Source organism: Nocardia pseudovaccinii NBRC 100343, from assembly GCF_001613225.1.
GTDB lineage: Bacteria > Actinomycetota > Actinomycetes > Mycobacteriales > Mycobacteriaceae > Nocardia > Nocardia pseudovaccinii.
In genome coordinates, this window is record NZ_BDBY01000382.1 from 1 (window position 1) to 18,894 (window position 18,894).

The following is an 18,894-nucleotide window of genomic DNA, read 5'->3' on the forward strand; positions in this document are numbered from 1 at the left end:
ATCGCCCCGGCCGCGTCCCCGGCCGCGAGCGCGCCGCGCATCGCGACGGCGATGTTGTCGTGCTCGGCCTCGAGCGTGGCTAGCCACTCCAGCTGGTCGGCGCGGCGCAGGTGCGGCTCCGCGGTCGCGGCGAGTTCGGTGACGTACGAAAGATGTTCTCGGCGTACAAGATCCGATTCCCCCGACGCAACGAGCCGCTCCCGGGCGTATTGCTTGATCGTGTCGAGCATCCGATAGCGCGGCTCACCGGGCGAGCCGACGGGTGGAGCACTGTCCGCCACGTAGAGCAGCAGCGATTTCTCGGTCAGCGCGGTCAGCAGCTCCAGCACCTCCCACCGCTCGACCGCGGTGCTTTTCCCGTCCCCCTGCCCTTCGGGCCCGCCCGTGTCCGCGCAGACCTGCTCGGCCGCCGCCAAACTCGCGCCGCCGGAGAACACCGAGAGTCTGCGCAGCACCATCCGTTCGGCGTCGGTGAGCAGCTCCCAGCTCCAGTCGACCACCGCTCGCAACGTCCGGTGCTGCGGGATCGCGGTACGGCTGCCGCCGGTCAGCAGGCGGAACCGATCGTCGAGGCGGTTGGCGAGCTGATCGAGGGACATGGTGCGCAGTCTGGCCGCGGCCAGTTCGATCGCCAGTGGTATCCCGTCGAGCGCCCGGCAGACGCGCGCCATGGTCGACAGTGTGCGAGCATCGGCCGCGAGATCTTTGTGCACCGCACCGGCCCGGTCCCGCAACAGCTGAACGGCGGAGGAGGATTCGATCTCGCCGGGGTCCGCGTCCTCGGCGGGCAACGCCAGCGGCACGACCTGCCATAACGCCTCGCCCGTGATGCCGAGCGGTTCCCTGCTCGTCACGAGGATCCGCAGCCGCTGACATTCCCCGAGCAGCCGGTGGGCGAATGCCGCCGCGGCGTCGATCACGTGTTCACAGTTGTCCAGGATCAGCAACGTCTCCCGCTCGCGCAGCGCCGCGATGAGCCGGTCCATCGGTTCCGCATTCGGTGCGGCGCCGAGCAGCGCATCCCGGAGCCCGAGTGCGGCGATCGCCGATTGCGCCACGTCACCACCCGCGCCGACGGAGGCCAGTTCGACCAGCCAGGCCCCGTCCGGCAGGTCGTCGAGTAGGGTGCGTGCTGTTTCCAGGGCCAGCCTGGTTTTCCCCGAGCCGCCGGGACCGGTCACCGTGGTGAGCCGATGTGCCGCAATGAGTTCGCGCACCGCGGCAATGTCCCCGTTCTTGCCGACGAAGCTGGTCAACTCGGCCCGCAGGTTCGTCTTACGTTCGTTGTCCTGCGCACCGATTTCGCCGCGCAGCAGCGCAACGTGCAGTGCGGAGAGTTCCGGTGCGGGATCCACGCCCAGCGTGTCCGCGAGTGCTTCCCTGGCCCGTTGGTACACGACGAGTGCTTCGGCGCCACGACCCGCGGCGACCAATGCCCGCATCAGCGCGGCGACGAGCCGTTCCCGCACCGGATGCCGGGCCACCAGCTCGGTCAGCTCGGCGACCAGCTCCGCACCGCGCCCGAGGCGGATCTCCGCCTCGTACAGATCCTCCGTTGCGGCCAGGCGCAGCCCCTCGAGCCGGGTGATCACCGCGTCGGCGGCCGCACTGTCCTGCACACCGATGTCCTGCATCAGCGCACCGCGCCACAGTTCGAGGGCCTCGCGCAGCAGCTCGGCCTGTTGTGCGTCGGCACCGCCGCGGGCCTGGTCGAGAAGCTGTTCGAACCGCACGGCGTCGACAGCGTCGGATCGCACCGTCAACCGGTATCCGCCCGCCTGCACGTCGAGCGACCCGTCCGGCAGCACCCTCCGCAGCCGGGAGACCAGTGCCTGCAAGGCGTTCGCCGCGTCGGAGGGCGGCTGTTCACCCCAAATCCAGTCGACCAGCGTCGCTTTCGGGATCGCGCGGCCGGGTTCGAGCGCAAGGGCGATCAACAGCGCCCGCAGCCGGGTGCCCGGTACCTCGATCGATCCGCCGTCGTCTAGTCGGATTTCGAGCGGTCCAAGCATTCCGATCTGCACCCGGACCATTCTGCCGTGAACGAGAGGTCAGCGCGGGCCGCCCCTCGGGTGACGACGCTTCGATGGCGGAACACGCTGCGGGGCAGGCGAACCGACGCCGCCGATCGCGCGATATGCGGCCTTGTCGCGCGTGGACCGGTGCCTGTCCGTCACTCCTTGTCGGCTGTGACCAGGGCGAACACCGTGTCAGTGCGCATGTCAGATCGGTGTCAGGTCGATATCAGCCGGGCTCGCGACAGTGTTCACGTCAACAACACAGCAACCACCGGCTGGGTCCGCTGACCCGGCTCACACACCACGCTGAAGGAGTAACAGCCATGACTACGTTCCAGACCCCTGAACCGATCGCCGTCACCGTCGAGGTGCTCGCGGGCAACGTCACGGTCATCGCCTCCGATCGCACCGACACCATCGTCGAGGTCCGTCCGGCCGATCCGTCCAAGAAGGGCGACGTGCGCGCCGCCGAGCAGACCGAGGTCGATTTCGTCGCGGGCACGCTGACCGTGAAAACGCCGAAGGACTGGCGGACCTACACACCGTTCGGCGGCAACCCGTCGATCGAGGTGACCATCGAGGTGCCCACCGGCTCCCGGCTCCAGGGCACCGCAGGTGTGGGCCGATTGCTGGGCACCGGCGAACTCGGCCAGTGCGACCTGGAGATCGCCGCCGGAGACATCATCGTCGAGCGCCCGCTCGGTTCGGTGACCGCGAAAGCCGCCAAGGGCAATATCCGCATCGGCGAAGCATCGCGCGGCGTGCTCCGGCTGGAAACCTCCATGGGCGAGCTGGAGGTAGGCATCCATCCGGGCAGCGCGGCCCGGCTGGAAACCAACGCCAAGTACGGCACCGTGCAGAACCAGATGCAACCGGTCGGCCGGGCGGACCGCAACGAGGAAACCGTGCAGGTCTATGCGCGAAACTCATACGGCGACATCATCATTCGGCACGCTATCGCCGCCTAGTGCATCCGGCTCCGCAGCCACGACAGCACTGCACACCGGCGCTGCCCAACCCATACCGCTCACCGGCTGCACGACGCCACATCAGCGTCGTGCACCCGGGCGCGGTCGGCTTGCCTGTGGTCGCACTTCGAACTGCGGTGTGGCTGCCCGAGATGATCTCGGCCCCGTTGATTTTCCGAACGGCCACGTGGCCGCTTCGAACCGGTACGGCGATCAACGCCAGCAGGGGCTCCGACCGTCACGGAGATGGACGGCGTTGTGCTGGTCGGCAATTCGCTGCAGGCGGCTGCGGCGGTCTGACCAGGTCGAACGCCGTCTCGGTGGACGTGTCAGGTCGGTGTCAGGTCGATATCAGCCGGGCTGGCGACAGTGTTCATGTGAATAGTTCAGCAACTTCAGCTTCTGGACCGCGGAAGGCATACGGGGACAAGGCGATCCCCGATGGCATCGAGCTGCGCACCGACGCGCTGACCTACGGCGCGCGCTCCTTCCCGGTCACTTGGAACAAGGGATAACAGATGGAACTCAGAGTGGACCGGGAGCGCTGCATCGGCGCGGGCATGTGCGTACTGACCGCCCCCGGAGTGTTCGACCAGGACGCCGAGGACGGCCGGGTGGTGCCGCTGGACCGCATCCCCGCGCCCGAGCGGGAAGCGGCCGTGCGCGAGGCCGCCGAAGTGTGTCCCTCCGGCGCGATCACCATCGTCTCCCGCGATTAGCGCCCCCGGTTCCCAACTTTTCTCTACTACCTGATCAGGAAAACCCAATGAGTGAAACGGTTCCCGTCCCCCACGGCCTCCCCATGGAACGTAATGCGGGCCCCTTCGATCCGCCTCGCGAAATCACCCGGCTGCGCGAGGCTCGCCCGGTCAGTCCCCTCGTCTTCCCCGACGGTCACGAGGGCTGGTTGGTCACCGGCTACGAGGAGGTCCGCCAGCTCATGGCCGACACCCGGTTCAGCTCTCGTCAGGACATCGGCATTGTCCACGTGCCGTACGAGACCCCCGGCATGCCGGTCGCTACCGAACCTTCCCCGCAGATCCCGGGCTTGTTCGTCGCCATGGACCCGCCGGACCACACCAGGCTGCGGCGCAAGCTCACCGGCGCCTTCACCGTCAAGCGGATGAAGCAGCTCGAAGAGCACATCATCGACATCGTCGAGGGGCAGCTGGACGAGATGGCGCGCCTGACCCCGCCGGTCGACCTGGTCAAGGCGTTCGCGCTGCCGGTGCCTTCGCTGGTGATCTGCGAACTGCTCGGTGTTCCCTACGAGGACCGGGACACCTTCCAGGTCAACTCCGCCAAGTTCCTGGTCAAGGACCAGGCGCTCGAGGAGAAGATGGCCGCGTACGGGGCGATGACCATGTACCTGGCCGGACTTGTCACGCGCAAGCGCGCCGAACCCGGCGAGGACATCCTGTCGGATCTGGCCCGCGATGACGAGCTCACCATCGAGGAACTGACCGGCATCGCCTTCCTGCTGCTGCTCGCGGGGCACGAAACCACCGCCAACATGCTGGGACTTGGCACCTTCGCGCTCTTGGAGCACCCCGAGCAGCTGGCCGAACTGAGCGCCGACCCGGAGTTGGTGCCCGATGCGGTCGAGGAGCTCATGCGCTACCTGTCCGTTGCCGACATCTTCTATCGCTACGCCACGGAGGACATCGAACTCGGCGGCGAAACGATCGGCAAGGGATCGACCGTCGTTATCTCGCTACTGGCCGCCAACCGCGACGCCCGGCGCTTCCACAACCCCGACACCCTGGATATCCACCGCAGGGCGCGCGGTCTGGTGGCCTTCGGCCACGGCATCCACCAATGCCTCGGCCAGCAGTTGGCCCGCATCGAAATGCGCGCCGGTTTCGATGGACTGCTGCGTCGTCTCCCGACCCTCGAGCTCGCCATCCCCGCCGACGAGGTGAAACTCAGGACCGACATGAATATCTATGGCGTCCACGAACTGCCGGTCACCTGGTGACCTTGCTCCGGAAGTCGCTCGGGTCCGTCGGGGGTGTACAGACGTACCGCTCGAACCGCGGCGGCGACCGCTACGAGCGGAGGTATGCGATGGCCATGTCCGCCGTCCGCCGACCATGCGAAGCCGAGTCCCGAAACGGGAGGTAGGGGCCATACGGCGCGGCCGACGTGGAGCACCGCCCCGCAGTGTTGGAGGTACTCGATGGCCCGGTCGGCGTTGCTGATGCCGGTGACGAGCCGGATATGGCGCCCGACCGGACCACCGATCGCGATGCTGGGTCCCGACAGGCCGTTGTCCTGGAAGAACAACTCCACGCCGATTCGCAGTGGAGCGGGTAGCTCGATTCCGGCCCGTTCCACTCCGAACGTCACCACGAGCGTGTCGTCGGCGTGGCTGATCGACCAATCGAACCGGTTGGCCATGGCGGCGGGTTCGGCGGCGGCCGTGGATGTCAATGGATTCGTCGGTGGCGCAATCAGTGTGTACTCCCTTTTCGAGCATCGACAGTGTTCGGGGAACGCACATATGCCCAGACGTCGTTGGTGGGATGCCATATCGTTACGCTGGCCGATCGGTTGGGGGAGGGCATCGGGCATTCGCTTCGCTCGAGGTCTGCTATCTGGGGTCCAGGTTTTGTTCGAGCCGAAGTCGTGGACCGCAAGACCGTTTCGGCTGGTGTCTTCGAGATCGAGCACAAGGTAGCCACGAACTAACAGCTTGACCTACAGCGAATATCTAGCTATCGCAAGGGTGGTTGGAGAAAATTAAATTAAGATCGATCCGGTAAATCTGTGAACTGGGTGGATATCCCAGCTAGAGTCCCTGGCTATGACCGATGTACAACTAGAGGGCGGCGGGTATGCCTTTTCGCGTGATATGTGGGCAACTGAACGGTTATGGCTGTCCCGTTCCGTGCGGACCATCCTCGTCGGACTCGCTGGCCAACTGAGCGGGCTCGGACCACAGGCATGGACACGCTATGAAGACGGTGAGCTGGAATTCGTGCAGGCGCGCGAGTTCCAACTGGCCCTGCTGCGAGTGCACAGTGTGCTCGCGAACGAGATCGACGCCGGGATGTTGGAAGCTGCTGCCGCCGCCCTCGACCATACGGCGGGGCTGGGCGACGTCGCCTCCGTCACTGGCCTGGACCGGGCGCATACCTATCAGCGCTGGGGCACCCTCACTGCGGTCGGTGAACGCATTGCGCTCATCATCTCGCAGCCGTGGCCGGACGCCGGGCCGTCCGCCCTCCGGTCTTCCGAAGTGCTTTACGAGCGAGATCGGCGATGGTGGCGGGTGAGCACCGCCGCGAGACACAACGCCCATTACGCCATCGTCGTCGTCGACCGACTGGTCCAGCGGGTGTACGCGATCGATTCGGACGGTTGGCAACCGGATGCCACGGGAGCACGGTGGGAGTTCCGGGCACTCGGTTCCGAACCGCTATCGCAGATCCACGTGGACCGTGCGTACCGGAAGGGCCACCTACCGGTCCGATTGGGCGACCCGTATCCCGCCCGGCTGGATCGCGCGTGCGTCCCCAGTTACTTCTCGGATGGGCACGATGGCGACTGAGGCGTGGCCATCGATGCCATCTCCAGTTTCGAGCTGATCGAGGACTTCGCCGATTTCTTCGGTGCCGACCGCTACTGGCTCGGGACCGGAATGCCCTGCGGTGAAACGACAATCGGGATGCGCGGGTCCGTCTCGCATGCCTGATCCAGGAAATAGCACATGCCTGATCCAGGAAATAGAAAAGGACATTTCGTGATCGAAACCTCGCGCATCGCGGCGATCGGTATCGCATGCGTTGCGGCAATCGCGCCGGTAACCGCCCACGCGGAAGGATCCGCCGAACATGACATCGAATACAAGGTCACCTCGGTGGAACGTGTTGTGACAACCACGCTATCGGGAGGGACCTTCGAACTCGACCACGAGCACAGCTCGTTCACGATTCGCGATGAGAGCGGCGCACCCGTGCTGGTCATGCCAACGCGATTCACCGTGGGCGACAAGGTGCTCACAGTCGACTCCACACTCAGCAAAGACGCGAAGGAGCTGCGGTTGACGCCCGGTGAGTTGAGACCCGCCGCCGCGCCGACCGCGACGCCGATCGCATCGCCGGTCGAGAACCAGGCTGCGATGGCGGAGTTCTCGACCCGATTGGGGCTCGCCGCCACGCTCGGCACATGGGTCGGCACAGTGATCGGCCTGGTCGTAGGGGGCGTCACCGGATGCATTGTTGGCTTGCCGCTGTTCGCGGTGGGCTGCATACCTGCCGCGATCGCCGGTGCGGGGATCGGCGGCATTCTGGGGACAATCGCTGCCGGGGGACCGGTCCTGATGCTTTCGGCCGTGGAACTGTTCGACACGCTCAACGCGCCCGACGGTACGACCAAATGGGCGCAGAACTCTGCGCCGAAACCTGCGAATTAGGCGATCATCGCCCGCTGGTCCTGGCACCTGATCCACGTCGATGCGATGAAGGTCGGCCGCGTCCCCGGCGGCGCCTGCCGCCGGAAACCGGCCACCAACGTCACGTCTAGCTGAGCGCGTAGTCCAGATCGCTCAGCAGATCCTCGACATCCTCCAGCCCAACCGAGATGCGGACGACACCGTCGGACAGGCCGATGGTGGCGCGGCCCTCGGGGCCCATGGCGCGGTGGGTTGTCGTGGCGGGATGGGTGATGAGGGTTTTGGAATCGCCGAGGTTGTTGGAGATATCGATGATGCGCAGGCGGTTGAGGACCTCGAAGGCGCGCTTCTTGGCCTCGGCCTCCGGCGCATTCAGTTCGAAGGTGACCACGGTGCCGCCGCCGCTCATCTGGCTGGTCGCCAGGTCGTACTGCGGATGCGACTCCAGGTACGGATAGCGCACCCACGAGACGGATTTGTTGCTCTCGAGGAAGCGGGCGATGCGCAGTGCGGATTCGGTCGAGTGACGCACGCGCAGCGGCATGGTCTCCAAACCCTTGAGCAGGGTCCATGCGTTGAACGGGCTCAGCGCCGGACCGGTATGGCGCATAAGGTTTTTCACCGGACCGTCGATGTAGTCCTGGGCGCCGAGGATCGCACCGCCGAGCACCCGGCCCTGACCGTCGATGTGCTTGGTGCCCGAATACACCAGCACGTCCGCGCCGAGTTCGAAACCGCGCTGCAGCAGCGGCGTGGCGAAGACGTTGTCCAGCACCACTTTCGCGCCCGCGGCGTGTGCGAGTTCGGTCACCCGGCGCACGTCGACCAGCGTCTGCATCGGATTGGCCGGTGTCTCGAAGAACACGGCCTGGGTCGGCACCGAAAGCGCCCGCTCCCACTGATCCAGATCATCGCCGTCGACGAAGACCGTCTCCACACCCCAGCGCGGCAGAATCTCGTTGCAGACCACGAAGCATGAGCCGAACAGGCTGCGCGCGGCCACAAGTCGATCGCCCGCGCCCAGAAGCGCACCGAGCGCGGTGAATACGGCCGACATGCCGCTCGCGGTAGCGAAACATGCTTCGGCGCCGTCGATCAGACGCAGCCGCTCCTCGAACATGGCGACCGTCGGGTTGCCGTAGCGGGAGTACACGAAATGCTCGATATCGCCGGTGAACGCGGCCTCGGCCGCCTCGGCGCTCTCATAGACGAAACCGGAGGACAGATACAGCGCCTCGGCGGTTTCCTCGAATCCCGAGCGGCGCAGGCCACCTCGCACGCCGAGCGTCGCGGGACCGACGCCTTCGGGCAGCGGCTTGTCGAACGAACCGCCGGTGATCATGACTGCCGCCAGGGCAGGCCGATGGCGCGCCAGCCGGAGCCGCCGCGATGTCCGTGCTCATCGATCGGGCCTTCGAAGCCCTCGAGCACATTGAACGACGGGGCGATGCCGGCCCCGGTCGCGGCGACCGCCGCACCGATGGAACGCTGTCCGGAGCGACAGAGGAAGACGACGGGTGCGGCCGGATCGCGCCCCTCCAGCGCCTTGGTCAACTGCTCGACGAACTCACCGTTGCGGGCGCCGTTGCTGTCGACCCATTCGATCAGCACCGTCGGCCGTTCGATCGAGGTCGTATCCGGCACACCGACGAAACGCCATTCGGCCTCGGTGCGCACGTCTACCAAGACAGCTTCGGGATTGTCCTGCAACAACTCCCACGCCTGCTGTGGGGTGATGTCACCGGCATATGTCATGCGATCCTCCTGTGAATCCACGCTTGCCGCACCTGGGTTTCGGTACACGGCCAGGTCGTCACCCGGAGCACCCCACCGCGGAGGAGGGTTGCCGACCAGCCAGCCGGGGCTTGGCGCTGGTACTCATGACCTGAAAATGAGATTGCCTGGGTAGGGGCCGCCATGTCAAACCCCATTTCGCACCGCGCACAAGGAATCAACCGCAGACGATCCATCGGTCTTGGGAGCGGGTCAGATTCCAGGTTGCCGGGGTTTCCCGGCCGTCGACCGCGATGGTCACCGTCGCCTTGGCCTTATCGCCGTCGACCATCGCATTCTCAATCTTGGTCACCTTGATCGACTTTCCGGCCGCGGCCCCGCCGAACTGACCGGTGAGCGGCGTCTTGCTCTCGTCGAAGCCCGGACAGGCCACGCCAGGCGGCGGCGTGTTGTCGGTGGTGGCGCGGGCCTCCGCGTAGCGCTGCACCGCGGCCGCGATCTTGTCCGATTCTGTGACATTTTTCTCAGCGGGCGAAAGCACCGCACCGAGCACGATCGCGACCAGCACGACAGCGGCGAAGACGGCCGCCGCGACGAATGGCGCGATGGAGCGACGATCGGTTTGATCGACCTCGATTACGGGTTCTTCGTCGGTGCCCTGCTGCTCTGTCATGGGTTGATCATCCCTGGTAGGCGACGGTATCCGGCATTCGGCCCCGAGAGTGTGCCGCGCGGATTCGATAGATGTGCGCAGAGCGGGTAGTCACGATAGGTGGGCCGGGGCAGCAAACACCCGGTGTACGCACCGCCGATGGGTGCGTGCTGTGCCACCGATAGAATCGCGAGACTGCGGCGTGGCTGTCATAGCCGAGATGGCCGCCTGTTCGCATCAGCAGATGCGATCGAGAGGGTGCGTCAAGTTAGCCTAAGCTAAGACTGACGCCGTCAATTATTTCGACCATAAGGGTGCGCGTAAAAGATGACCGAACAAAGTGCAGCGACTCGCCCGCTTCGCATCGCGATCGTGGGCGCGGGACCGGCCGGAATCTACGCCGCCGACGCGTTGATGAAGTCCGATGCAGAGGTGAGCATCGACCTGTACGAGCGCATGCCCGCGCCGTTCGGGTTGATCCGCTACGGCGTCGCGCCGGACCATCCGCGCATCAAGGGCATCATCACCGCCCTGCACAAGGTGCTGGACAAGCCACAGGTCCGCCTGCTCGGCAATATCGACTACGGCACCGACATCACCCTCGACGATCTGCGCACGTTCTATGACGCGGTGATCTTCTCCACCGGCGCCAACGCCGACCGCGCGCTGCCCATCCCCGGCATCGACCTGGACGGCAGCTACGGCGCCGCGGACTTCGTCTCCTGGTACGACGGGCATCCGGACGTGCCGCGCACCTGGCCGCTGGAGGCGGAGAAGGTCGCGGTCCTGGGTGTCGGCAATGTCGCACTCGACGTGGCGCGCGTGCTGGCCAAGACCGGCGACGAACTGCTGCCGACGGAGATCCCGCCGAACGTCTACAACGGCCTGCAGGCCAACAAGGCGATCGAGGTGCACGTCTTCGGCCGCCGCGGCCCGGCGCAGGCCAAGTTCACCCCGCTCGAGCTGCGCGAACTCGACCATTCCCCGACCATCGAGGTCATCGTCGATCCCGAGGACATCGACTACGACGAGGGCTCCGAGGCCGCGCGTCGGCACTCCAAGCAGGTCGACATGATCGCCAACACCCTGGAGCAGTGGGCCATCCGCGATGTCGGTAACCGCCCGCACAAGCTGTTCCTGCACTTCTTCGAGTCCCCGGCCGAGATTCTCGGCGAGGACGGCAAGGTCGCGGGTCTGCGCACCGAGCGCACCCAGCTCGACGGCACCGGCAATGTCAAGGGCACCGGCGTGTTCAAGGACTGGGATGTCCAGGCTGTCTACCGCGCCGTGGGTTACCTGTCGCAGAACCTGACCAACCTGCCGTTCGACGATCAGGCCGGTGTCGTTCCGAACGAGGCCGGACGTGTCCTCGCCGACGAGGACGCCGATGGTGCGGACCGCTATCTGCCCGCCACCTACGTCACCGGCTGGATCAAGCGCGGTCCGGTCGGCCTCATCGGCCACACCAAGGGCGATGCCAACGAGACCGTTGCCTGCCTGCTGGACGACAGCGTGAACTTCATCCCGGCCGCCGAGCCGGAACTCGATGCGGTCACCGAATTCCTGGAGAGCAAGGGTATCCCGTTCACCACCTGGCAGGGCTGGTACCGCCTGGACGCGCACGAGCGCGCCCTCGGCGAGCCGGAGGGCCGCGAGCGCGTCAAGGTCGTCGAGCGCGAGGACATGCTGCGCGCCAGCGAGCCGCACAAGGTCTAGTGCGAACGCCGCAGGGGGCGACCGTCGCCTCCTGTGGTTCTCGACAATCCGACCCGGGCGCGGCAGCACAAAATCTGTCGGGTCTGCGGCAGCGGAAATTCCGTCTCTGAGGCATTCTGTACAAGTGTTCGATGCCCATCTCCACATCTTCGACCCGCGGTTCCCGCTGGCCGAGAACGAGGGCTACCTGCCCGACCCGTTCACCATCGCCGATTATCGAAAGCGTATGTCGCGCTTCGATGTCGGCGGCGGTGCCGTGGTCAGCGGATCCTTCCAAGGCACCGATCAGACCTACCTGAAAGCGGCGCTCGCGGAGCTCGGCGAGGGGTGGGTCGGCGTCACCGCGCTGGACCCCGACGCCACCGACGAAGAGATCATCGAACTCGACCGGATCGGTGTGCGTGCGCTGCGGTTCAACGTCAAGCGCGCGGCCCCGGATATCACCGCGATGACGCTGCAGGCATTGCGCGCGCACGACCTCGTCGGCTGGCATGTCGAGGTGTATATCGACGGCAACATGCTCACCTCGATGCAGCCGGTGATCTCGAAGCTGCCGGTGTTCTCCATAGACCATCTCGGCATGTCCGAGGACGGTTTGCCCTATCTGCTGGACCTGGTGGATCGCGGGGCGCGGGTGAAGGCGACCGGCTTCGGTCGGGTGCAGATGAAAGTGGCCGATACGCTGCGCCGGATCCACGCGGTCAATCCTGAGGCGCTGATGTTCGGCACCGATCTCCCCGGCACCCGCGCGGGGCGACCGTTCCGGGATTCCGATGTCGATCTGATCTGCGATGTGGTGGGCACCGATATGTTCAAGGTGCTCGAGGACAACGCGCGGTCGTTCTATCGACTGCCCGCCCGCGAACGGGCGATCCAGGCCGATCCGACGCCTACCCTGCCGATCCACCGCACCGAGCAGCCGACCCTGCCGCTGCGGCGCGATGAGCTACCGAAACTCGAACCGGCAGACACGATTCCGTTCCCCGCCATCGAGTGAGTGCGGCTCGGCCGTGGGCCGGTTCATCTAGCCCCGCGGTCGGAAACGGCCATCGATGCTCGGCCCGACTCAGGCCACGATGGCCCCGATGACCCACACCCCGGTCGCCAGCAGCGCACCGAAGAGTTCGATGAGCATCGACAGGCCCACACCCTTGAGGGCGTGCACCGTTGCCTGCCAAGCAGGCTGGTTGTCGCGGAGCCGCTGCAGCTCCGAAAGGTATACGCCCAGAACGAATCCCACGAACAACCCGACCACCGGGATGATGAAGAAGCCGACGATGCCGAAGATCGCGCCGATGAACAGCGCGCGATTGGATACGCCCGCATCCTTCATCTTCCGGCCCGGCCAGGTGTATTTGATGACACCGGACAGCACCAGAAATGCTGTGCTGATGGCGAATACGATCCACGCCGTCGCGCCCCCGGTCATGAATGCCCACACGGCAACGGCGCCGAAGATCAAAATGACCCCCGGCAGAATCGGGACGATGATCCCGACCAGCCCGACCAGAATTACCAGGCCGACGACGACCTCACCCCAAGCTGACACTGCCGGTCCCTCCGCTTTCCGCGTCTTGTCACGCTGCCAGGATTCTGGCCTATTCGCCGGGTGGGTGCACAGTGTCGATTCCCGGTGTTTGTGAGGCCGCTCACAGGTTGTCACAGCGCGAGCGGTCCGGTGCGTCTCAGTGGGCATGACGAATTCAGAACAGACCACAGTGTTGATCACCGGAGCGAACAAGGGTCTCGGTCTCGAAGCGGCGCGGCGGCTCGGGGGACAGGGGTGGACGGTTTTCCTCGGCTCGCGCGACGCGGCTCGCGGGCAGGCCGCCGCGGACGAACTCGCCGCTGAGGGGGTGAACGTCGTGATGGTGCCGCTGGATGTGACCTCGGAGGAGTCGGTGTCGGATGCGGTGCGGCTCGTGCGCGAGCACACCGACCGGCTGGATGTTTTGATCAACAACGCCGGTGCTCCGGGGAATATTGTCGCGCCCGCGGACGCGACCGCTGACGAAATCCATTCCGTCTACGACACCAACGTGTACGGACCGATCAGGGTCACGCATGCGTTTCTGCCGTTGCTGCAGGTGGCGGACAATCCGCGGGTGGTGATGGTGTCGAGTGGTGGCGGTTCCTTCGCGGTCGTGACCGATCCGGAGCAGCCCGTCTCGAAGATGCACGAGCTCGCCTACAGCTCGTCGAAAGCCGCGCTGAACATGATCACCGTGCGGTATGCCCAGGCGCTGCCGAAGATCAAGTTCAATGTCGCGACTCCTGGCGAGGTCGCGAATCGTAAATTCGCGGCCACCGATATGAACAATCACACCGGCCAGCTGACGGTCACCGAGGGCACCGACTCGATCCTCGAGCTCGCGACCGTCGACGCCGACGGGCCGACCGGGATCTTCATCGATCGCCTCGGTCCCGTCGGCTGGTGACCGGAGCGGGTGGCCTGTCCTGGGGACCGAGGACAGGCCGCTCGCCGTTTTCGAGGCTGGGCGGTGGGGGCGTTATTACGCTTGGGGTATGCGAATTTCGGTTGCGGCGGATGAGCGGGTGGGGGTGGCCGAGGAACTGGTGGTGGAGCTCGGGCGGCGGGGGTTCGAGACGTTGGTGCATGGGGCGCTGTCGGATAGTGAGCGCGACGACTGGGCGTGGGCCAGCGAGGCGGCGGCGCGGGATGTGGCCGAGGGGCGGGCGGAGCAGGGGGTGGTGTGCTGTTGGACGGGGACCGGGGCTTCCATTGCCGCCAACAAGGTGGCGGGGATCCGGGCCGCGCTGTGTGGTGATGCGGTGACGGCGGCTGGTGCGCGGAAGTGGAATGACGCGAATGTGCTTGCGCTGAGCTTGCGTTCGACTTCCAGGGCGGAGTTGACGGAGATCCTGGACGCGTGGTTCGGCGGTGAACCGAGCACTGATGTGGAGGATCGCGCCAATATCGCGCATCTGGCGAAGATCGAACGCGCACACTGAGCCATTGACAGTATGCTGTCAAATATGACAGCATACTGTCATGCCTACGAAGACAGTTCATACGGCCGTTTACGACACGCTCGCCGACTGGGAGGTCGGTGCGGCGACCGCGCATATCAATCGGCCCAGCTGGCAGAAAACGCCGGGAACGTTCCAGGTGCGGACCGTTGGACTCACCGCCGATCCGATCATCACGACGGGCGGGATGCGGATCGTGCCGGATATGGTGCTCGCCGATCTCACGCCCGCCGCGAGCGCGATGCTGATCCTGCCCGGCGCCGACACCTGGGAGACCGGCGAACTCGTGCCCTTCGTGCACAAGGCGCGGGAGTTTCTGGACGCGGGGGTTCCGGTCGCGGCGATCTGCGGTGCCACCTTCGGATTGGCGAAGGAAGGGCTCCTCGATAACCACGCCCATACCGGCGCGGCCGCGGAATACCTTGCCTACAGCGGATATTCGGGCGGCGATCGTTATCTGGACCAGGCTGCGGTACTGGACGGCGATCTCATCACGGCGGGCCCGACCGCGCCCTTCGAATTCGCCCGCGAGGTGTTGCGCAGGCTCGATGTCTATGAACCGCATGTGCTGGACGCGTGGTACCGCTTGTACGGTCAGAGCGATCCGGCGGGCTTCGCCGCACTTTCCGAGTACGAGGCGCAGCGGGTCGCCACGGTATGAGTGACACGCCCGAGCAGGAACTCTTCGCGACGGTCGCGATCACATCGTTCCAGCTGAACGGCCAATTCCTCGCCATCGCAGAGGAATTGGCCGCTCCCGGCGGAATCACGGCGGCGTGGTGGCAGGTGCTCGGGGCGGTGCTGCGCGAACCGCTGCCGGTGGCCGGAATCGCCCGAGCCATGGGGATCACCAGGCAGAGTGTGCAGCGCATCGCGGATCTGTTGGTGGACAAGGGACTTGCCGAGTTCCAGCCGAATCCCGCGCACCGCCGGGCCAAACTCGTTGCGGTCACCGACGCGGGTCGCGAGGCGATCAAGCGCATCAATCCGCAGCACAGGGTCATGGCGAAACGACTCGCCGATGAACTCGGTGCCGAGCAATTCGCGCTGACCGCTCAGGTCATGACGCGACTTTCCGCTGCGCTCGACGCCATTACCGACCAGACCTGATGACCGATTCCGAACGCGCTCACCGACGCTGCCACCCAGGAGTCAGCCGGTCGTCAATTCGGCCCAGTCGATGGTCGGCTGAGCGAATCCGCTCATGCGAGCCCGCGCCACTATTCGGTATGTGTCGGTACAGGGTGGCGTCAGGCGAAGGGCTTGTCGGTTCGACCGACCAGGTCGGCAACCGAATCGACAACCAGGGTCGGGCGGTAGGGGAACTGCTCGACGGACTCGCGAGTGGAGATGCCGGTAGTGACCAGTACCGTCCGCATGCCCGCCTCGAGTCCCGAGACGATATCGGTGTCCATCCGGTCGCCGATCATCACCGTCGACTGTGAATGTGCGCCGATCCGGCGCAGTGCCGAGCGCATCATCAGCGGGTTCGGCTTGCCGACGTAGTACGGCTCCTTGCCGGTCGCGCGGGTGATCAGCGCGGCCACCGAGCCGGTCGCGGGGAGCAGACCCTCACGGGATGGGCCGGTCGCGTCCGGGTTGGTGGCGATGAAGCGCGCACCCCGGTCGACCAGGCGGATCGCGGTGGTGATCGCCTCGAACGAGTAGGTGCGGGTTTCGCCGAGCACCACGTAGTCCGGATCGCTATCGGTCAGCACATAGCCGATTTCGTGCAGCGCGGTGGTGAGTCCGGATTCGCCGACCACATAGGCGGTTCCATTGGGGCGCTGGTCGTTGAGGAAGGTCGCGGTGGCCAGCGCCGAGGTCCAGATCGCCTCCTCCGGAATATCGAGTCCGGTGTGGCGCAGGCGGGCCTGCAGATCGCGCGGCGTGCGGATCGAGTTATTGGTGAGCACCAGGAACGGGATCTCATTGCCGCGCAGCTCGGCCAGGAACTTGTCGGCGCCGGGCACCAGATGGTCTTCGTGCACCAGCACCCCGTCCATATCGGTGAGGTAGGACAGGATCGGCTCATCTGGTGTACTCACAAGCCAATTGTCGGCTATCCGCCCATCCACCGCGCGAATACCGGTCCCGATGCGACCATCCCCACATCCGGTGGGCATCCCGCGGACGGTATGTGATGCCCACCGGCTGTGCGATGGCCAGGTGCGACCCGGCACACCTCGTCGAATGGCGCTGACTATGGTCGAGGGGAGGCCGTGTGAGAACCGATCGCGCAGCGCTCAGGTAGGCCGATGGGCTCGGGAACTCCCGTGTCGCCCTTGCGGTTGTACCGGGATGCGGTCGCGGGATTCAGGCGGCCGACGGTGTGCGGAACCTCCCGCACGGACCGTTGAGCGAAGCGACAGGAGTGGCGCATATGGGTGATCTCAAGCTCGGATACAAGGCGTCGGCGGAACAGTTCGGACCGCGGGAATTGGTGGAAATCGCGGTGGCGGCCGAGGAACACGGCCTCGACAGCGCAACGGTGAGCGACCATTTCCAGCCGTGGCGGCACAAGGGCGGGCATGCGCCGTTCTCGCTGGCCTGGATGGCCGCGGTCGGCGAGCGCACCAAACGCATCCAACTCGGCACCTCGGTGCTCACCCCGACCTTCCGCTACAACCCCGCGGTGATCGCGCAGGCCTTCGCGACCATGGGTTGTCTGTACCCTGACCGCATCATGCTCGGTGTCGGCAGCGGTGAGGCGCTCAATGAGATCGCCACCGGCTACACCGGCGAATGGCCCGAATTCAAGGAGCGTTTCGCTCGGCTGCGCGAATCCGTCGACCTCATGCGCGCGCTGTGGACCGGTGAGCGCACCGACTTCGACGGCGAGTACTACAAGACCGTCGGCGCCTCGATCTACGACGTGCCCAAGGGCGGTATCCCGATCTACATCGCCGCGGGCGGACCGCTGGTCGCGCGCTACGCGGGCCGTGCCGGTGACGGCTTCATCTGCACCTCCGGCAAGGGCATGGATCTCTACACCGAGAAGCTGATGCCCGCCGTCGCGGAGGGCGCCGCCAAGGCCGGACGCGCCGTCGAGCAGATCGACCGGATGATCGAGATCAAGATCTCCTACGACACCGATCCCGAACTGGCACTGGAGAATACACGCTTCTGGGCCCCGCTCTCGCTGACCGCCGAACAGAAGCACTCGATTACCGACCCGATCGAAATGGAGGCCGCCGCCGACGCCCTCCCGATCGAGCAGATCGCCAAGCGCTGGATCGTCGCCAACGATCCGGATCAGGCCGTCGAACAGATCAAGCCGTACCTCGACGCTGGCCTCAACCACCTGGTCTTCCACGCCCCCGGCCACGACCAGTCCCGCTTCCTCGACCTCTTCCAGCGCGACCTCGCACCCCGCCTGCGCGCTTTGGGCTGAGCCGCAACTGCTCGGCCTCGGTGGTACCGGCTGAATATCGATGGGCTCGCCCGCTGATATTCAGCCGGGCATCGCCGTAGCTTCGGCGATATGTTCCAGCGGAGGCGACTGTCAGTAGCGAAGGCGGGCCTTGTCACCGTTGATGCGAAGGAGAAACTCGGTGAGCAGCGCTCCGCTGTCAACCGGCACGAGAACAAGTCCTTGTGCATGGATTGCATCATCGGCTTCGACCGCCGCCTCCATGTCGCCGTTTTGCCAGGCGTCGCGTGAGGCTGCGAAGAGGGGCTGGAGGTCCGCCCAGCCGGGGCCTGGCGCGAAGTGGCAGTCTGTCCAGAACATGTCGACTTCGTCCTGGACCAGCGTCCCGATCAGGCGCTCTCCCTGCATGAGCTGCCAACTCTGCTCAGCCACGTCATCTCCTCGGTGATTCCCGGAGCACATCAGCGCTCTGGACCGACACGGGATGACAACTAACGCGGTGCCGAGTCCTCGGCAGGCCCGGTTGGTCAGGCGCGGGTGAGGGCGAAAATGCGCAGATCTCGGGCGGTGCGGGTGCGGTACACGCTGTAGGCGCTGGTGATCTCGACAAAGCGGGCGAACAGGGTGTCCTTGTCGGATTCGACCAGCGTGGCGCGCACAGGGATCCGTTGGCCCGCGATGGCGACGGTGGCATTCGGGTTCGCCAGCAGGTTGGTGGTCCAGGCCGGATGATGCTGCTGGCCGAAGTTGCTGCCGATCACGTAGATGGTGTCGCCCTCGTGCAGGCAGAGCAATGGTTGGGTGCGCGGCTCACCGGATTTGCGGCCGGTGGTGGTCAGCAGCATGACCGGGGCGCCGATCGGGCCGAGGAGGGTGTACTTGGCGTCGGTGCGCTCGAGGATGGCCCGATCCAGCGGCGTGACCTTCCGAATCAGCCACGACCCGGGTTTGGTGGAAGCGAGCTCGGTCGCTAGGCGGGCAAGAAAATTGGTGTTCGAACCCCACTGCCGCTTCGGGAATTGCTCAGCCATGCCCGGACTATATCC

23 protein-coding genes and 1 riboswitch are annotated in these 18,894 nt (G+C 65.7%); of the genes, 14 read left to right on the forward strand and 9 right to left on the reverse strand.

Translation table 11 applies throughout. The annotated features are described in order from the left end of the window. On the reverse strand, positions 1-2,024 hold a 2,024-nt coding region (locus NP3_RS41300), incomplete at its 3' end, for a BTAD domain-containing putative transcriptional regulator (RefSeq protein ID WP_169814674.1). A 317-nt stretch (positions 2,025-2,341) separates the two neighbouring features. On the opposite strand from NP3_RS41300, the gene NP3_RS41305 reads away from it, so the two are divergent. The 4 genes from NP3_RS41305 to NP3_RS41320 all read left to right on the forward strand — a co-directional run bounded on the left by NP3_RS41305 (position 2,342) and on the right by NP3_RS41320 (position 4,964). Further along, positions 2,342-2,986, forward strand: a complete 645-nt coding sequence (locus tag NP3_RS41305; RefSeq protein ID WP_063047142.1) for a DUF4097 family beta strand repeat-containing protein — start codon at positions 2,342-2,344, stop codon at positions 2,984-2,986. Between the two features lie 377 nt (positions 2,987-3,363). After that, positions 3,364-3,501, forward strand: a complete 138-nt coding sequence (locus NP3_RS48665) for a hypothetical protein (RefSeq protein WP_157124901.1) — start codon at positions 3,364-3,366, stop codon at positions 3,499-3,501. Between the two features lie 3 nt (positions 3,502-3,504). After that, a complete protein-coding gene (locus NP3_RS41315) occupies positions 3,505-3,705 on the forward strand; it encodes a ferredoxin (protein WP_063047144.1) in 201 nt (66 codons plus the stop codon). Between the two features lie 47 nt (positions 3,706-3,752). Next, a complete protein-coding gene (locus NP3_RS41320; RefSeq protein ID WP_063047145.1) occupies positions 3,753-4,964 on the forward strand; it encodes a cytochrome P450 in 1,212 nt (403 codons plus the stop codon). On the opposite strand, the gene NP3_RS41325 is transcribed toward NP3_RS41320, so the two are convergent. Further along, entirely contained in the window at positions 4,931-5,419 is a 489-nt protein-coding gene (locus NP3_RS41325) for a hypothetical protein (RefSeq protein WP_063047146.1), read from the reverse strand. The genes NP3_RS41320 and NP3_RS41325 overlap by 34 nt on opposite strands. Positions 5,420-5,792: 373 nt before the next feature. On the opposite strand from NP3_RS41325, the gene NP3_RS41335 reads away from it, so the two are divergent. From NP3_RS41335 to NP3_RS41340, 3 genes are read left to right on the forward strand one after another with little or no spacing between them, the layout of a single operon-like run. Continuing rightward, the gene (locus NP3_RS41335) at positions 5,793-6,539 is read left to right on the forward strand and encodes a hypothetical protein (protein WP_157124902.1); all 747 of its coding nucleotides are present in this window, start codon (positions 5,793-5,795) and stop codon (positions 6,537-6,539) included. Positions 6,540-6,542: 3 nt separating this feature from the next. After that, positions 6,543-6,683, forward strand: a complete 141-nt coding sequence (locus NP3_RS48670; protein ID WP_157124903.1) for a hypothetical protein — start codon at positions 6,543-6,545, stop codon at positions 6,681-6,683. Positions 6,684-6,731: 48 nt separating this feature from the next. Then, positions 6,732-7,403: a DUF8020 domain-containing protein gene (locus tag NP3_RS41340; protein ID WP_063047149.1), complete on the forward strand. Its 672-nt coding sequence runs from the start codon at positions 6,732-6,734 to the stop codon at positions 7,401-7,403. Between the two features lie 106 nt (positions 7,404-7,509). Here the strand turns inward: NP3_RS41340 and NP3_RS41345 are convergent, their stop codons facing one another. The 3 genes from NP3_RS41345 to NP3_RS41355 form a co-directional block, all read right to left on the reverse strand. Next, positions 7,510-8,724 carry an O-succinylhomoserine sulfhydrylase gene (locus NP3_RS41345; protein WP_063047150.1) on the reverse strand — a complete coding sequence of 405 codons (1,215 nt, stop codon included), beginning with the start codon at positions 8,722-8,724 and terminating at the stop codon, positions 7,510-7,512. Beyond that, on the reverse strand, positions 8,721-9,137 hold the full coding sequence (locus NP3_RS41350; RefSeq protein WP_063047174.1) for a rhodanese-like domain-containing protein: 417 nt from the start codon (positions 9,135-9,137) through the stop codon (positions 8,721-8,723). Before NP3_RS41350 ends, NP3_RS41345 begins: the two co-directional genes overlap by 4 nt. A 14-nt stretch (positions 9,138-9,151) precedes the next feature. Continuing rightward, a riboswitch (SAM riboswitch) is annotated at positions 9,152-9,268 on the reverse strand. Between the two features lie 65 nt (positions 9,269-9,333). After that, positions 9,334-9,789 carry an Rv0361 family membrane protein gene (locus NP3_RS41355; RefSeq protein WP_063047151.1) on the reverse strand — a complete coding sequence of 152 codons (456 nt, stop codon included), beginning with the start codon at positions 9,787-9,789 and terminating at the stop codon, positions 9,334-9,336. Between the two features lie 306 nt (positions 9,790-10,095). Here NP3_RS41355 and NP3_RS41360 point away from each other — a divergent pair, with 306 nt between their 5' ends. Beyond that, entirely contained in the window at positions 10,096-11,484 is a 1,389-nt protein-coding gene (locus tag NP3_RS41360; RefSeq protein WP_063047152.1) for an FAD-dependent oxidoreductase, read from the forward strand. 124 nt (positions 11,485-11,608) lie between these two features. Continuing rightward, the gene (locus tag NP3_RS41365; protein WP_063047153.1) at positions 11,609-12,481 is read left to right on the forward strand and encodes an amidohydrolase family protein; all 873 of its coding nucleotides are present in this window, start codon (positions 11,609-11,611) and stop codon (positions 12,479-12,481) included. Positions 12,482-12,550: 69 nt separating this feature from the next. On the opposite strand, the gene NP3_RS41370 is transcribed toward NP3_RS41365, so the two are convergent. Further along, positions 12,551-13,033 carry a DUF456 domain-containing protein gene (locus NP3_RS41370; protein WP_063047154.1) on the reverse strand — a complete coding sequence of 161 codons (483 nt, stop codon included), beginning with the start codon at positions 13,031-13,033 and terminating at the stop codon, positions 12,551-12,553. Between the two features lie 145 nt (positions 13,034-13,178). Between NP3_RS41370 and NP3_RS41375 the strand changes: the two genes are divergently transcribed. From NP3_RS41375 to NP3_RS41390, 4 genes are all read left to right on the forward strand, one after another. Beyond that, the gene (locus NP3_RS41375; protein ID WP_063047155.1) at positions 13,179-13,922 is read left to right on the forward strand and encodes an SDR family NAD(P)-dependent oxidoreductase; all 744 of its coding nucleotides are present in this window, start codon (positions 13,179-13,181) and stop codon (positions 13,920-13,922) included. An 88-nt stretch (positions 13,923-14,010) separates the two neighbouring features. Continuing rightward, a complete protein-coding gene (locus tag NP3_RS41380; protein ID WP_063047156.1) occupies positions 14,011-14,457 on the forward strand; it encodes an RpiB/LacA/LacB family sugar-phosphate isomerase in 447 nt (148 codons plus the stop codon). A gap of 40 nt (positions 14,458-14,497) precedes the next feature. After that, positions 14,498-15,136 (forward strand): DJ-1/PfpI family protein, encoded by a 639-nt coding sequence (locus NP3_RS41385; protein WP_063047157.1) that lies wholly within the window; start codon positions 14,498-14,500, stop codon positions 15,134-15,136. Beyond that, positions 15,133-15,585, forward strand: coding sequence for a MarR family winged helix-turn-helix transcriptional regulator (locus NP3_RS41390; RefSeq protein WP_063047158.1), 453 nt, complete (start codon positions 15,133-15,135; stop codon positions 15,583-15,585). The genes NP3_RS41385 and NP3_RS41390 overlap by 4 nt, the downstream gene beginning before the upstream one ends. A gap of 140 nt (positions 15,586-15,725) precedes the next feature. Here the strand turns inward: NP3_RS41390 and NP3_RS41395 are convergent, their stop codons facing one another. Then, positions 15,726-16,481, reverse strand: a complete 756-nt coding sequence (locus NP3_RS41395; RefSeq protein WP_444980802.1) for an HAD-IIA family hydrolase — start codon at positions 16,479-16,481, stop codon at positions 15,726-15,728. 377 nt (positions 16,482-16,858) lie between these two features. Here NP3_RS41395 and fgd point away from each other — a divergent pair, with 377 nt between their 5' ends. Next, entirely contained in the window at positions 16,859-17,869 is a 1,011-nt protein-coding gene (gene fgd, locus NP3_RS41400) for a glucose-6-phosphate dehydrogenase (coenzyme-F420) (protein ID WP_040696830.1), read from the forward strand. Between the two features lie 111 nt (positions 17,870-17,980). Here fgd and NP3_RS41405 read toward each other — a convergent pair whose 3' ends face one another. Beyond that, a complete protein-coding gene (locus tag NP3_RS41405; protein WP_084509614.1) occupies positions 17,981-18,280 on the reverse strand; it encodes a hypothetical protein in 300 nt (99 codons plus the stop codon). Between the two features lie 95 nt (positions 18,281-18,375). Continuing rightward, positions 18,376-18,879: a nitroreductase family deazaflavin-dependent oxidoreductase gene (locus NP3_RS41410; RefSeq protein WP_063047160.1), complete on the reverse strand. Its 504-nt coding sequence runs from the start codon at positions 18,877-18,879 to the stop codon at positions 18,376-18,378. Between the last annotated feature and the right edge of the window lie 15 nt (positions 18,880-18,894).

Coding starts and splice junctions, on each gene's coding strand:
- NP3_RS41305 (WP_063047142.1), top strand. CDS start 2,342: ATGACTACGTTCCAGACCCCTGAACCGATCGCCGTCACCGTCGAGGTG.
- NP3_RS41315 (WP_063047144.1), top strand. CDS start 3,505: ATGGAACTCAGAGTGGACCGGGAGCGCTGCATCGGCGCGGGCATGTGC.
- NP3_RS41320 (WP_063047145.1), top strand. CDS start 3,753: ATGAGTGAAACGGTTCCCGTCCCCCACGGCCTCCCCATGGAACGTAAT.
- NP3_RS41335 (WP_157124902.1), top strand. CDS start 5,793: ATGACCGATGTACAACTAGAGGGCGGCGGGTATGCCTTTTCGCGTGAT.
- NP3_RS41345 (WP_063047150.1), bottom strand. CDS start 8,724: ATGATCACCGGCGGTTCGTTCGACAAGCCGCTGCCCGAAGGCGTCGGT.
- NP3_RS41350 (WP_063047174.1), bottom strand. CDS start 9,137: ATGACATATGCCGGTGACATCACCCCACAGCAGGCGTGGGAGTTGTTG.
- NP3_RS41355 (WP_063047151.1), bottom strand. CDS start 9,789: ATGACAGAGCAGCAGGGCACCGACGAAGAACCCGTAATCGAGGTCGAT.
- NP3_RS41360 (WP_063047152.1), top strand. CDS start 10,096: ATGACCGAACAAAGTGCAGCGACTCGCCCGCTTCGCATCGCGATCGTG.
- NP3_RS41375 (WP_063047155.1), top strand. CDS start 13,179: ATGACGAATTCAGAACAGACCACAGTGTTGATCACCGGAGCGAACAAG.
- NP3_RS41380 (WP_063047156.1), top strand. CDS start 14,011: ATGCGAATTTCGGTTGCGGCGGATGAGCGGGTGGGGGTGGCCGAGGAA.
- NP3_RS41385 (WP_063047157.1), top strand. CDS start 14,498: ATGCCTACGAAGACAGTTCATACGGCCGTTTACGACACGCTCGCCGAC.
- NP3_RS41390 (WP_063047158.1), top strand. CDS start 15,133: ATGAGTGACACGCCCGAGCAGGAACTCTTCGCGACGGTCGCGATCACA.
- NP3_RS41395 (WP_444980802.1), bottom strand. CDS start 16,481: ATGGACGGGGTGCTGGTGCACGAAGACCATCTGGTGCCCGGCGCCGAC.
- fgd (WP_040696830.1), top strand. CDS start 16,859: ATGGGTGATCTCAAGCTCGGATACAAGGCGTCGGCGGAACAGTTCGGA.
- NP3_RS41410 (WP_063047160.1), bottom strand. CDS start 18,879: ATGGCTGAGCAATTCCCGAAGCGGCAGTGGGGTTCGAACACCAATTTT.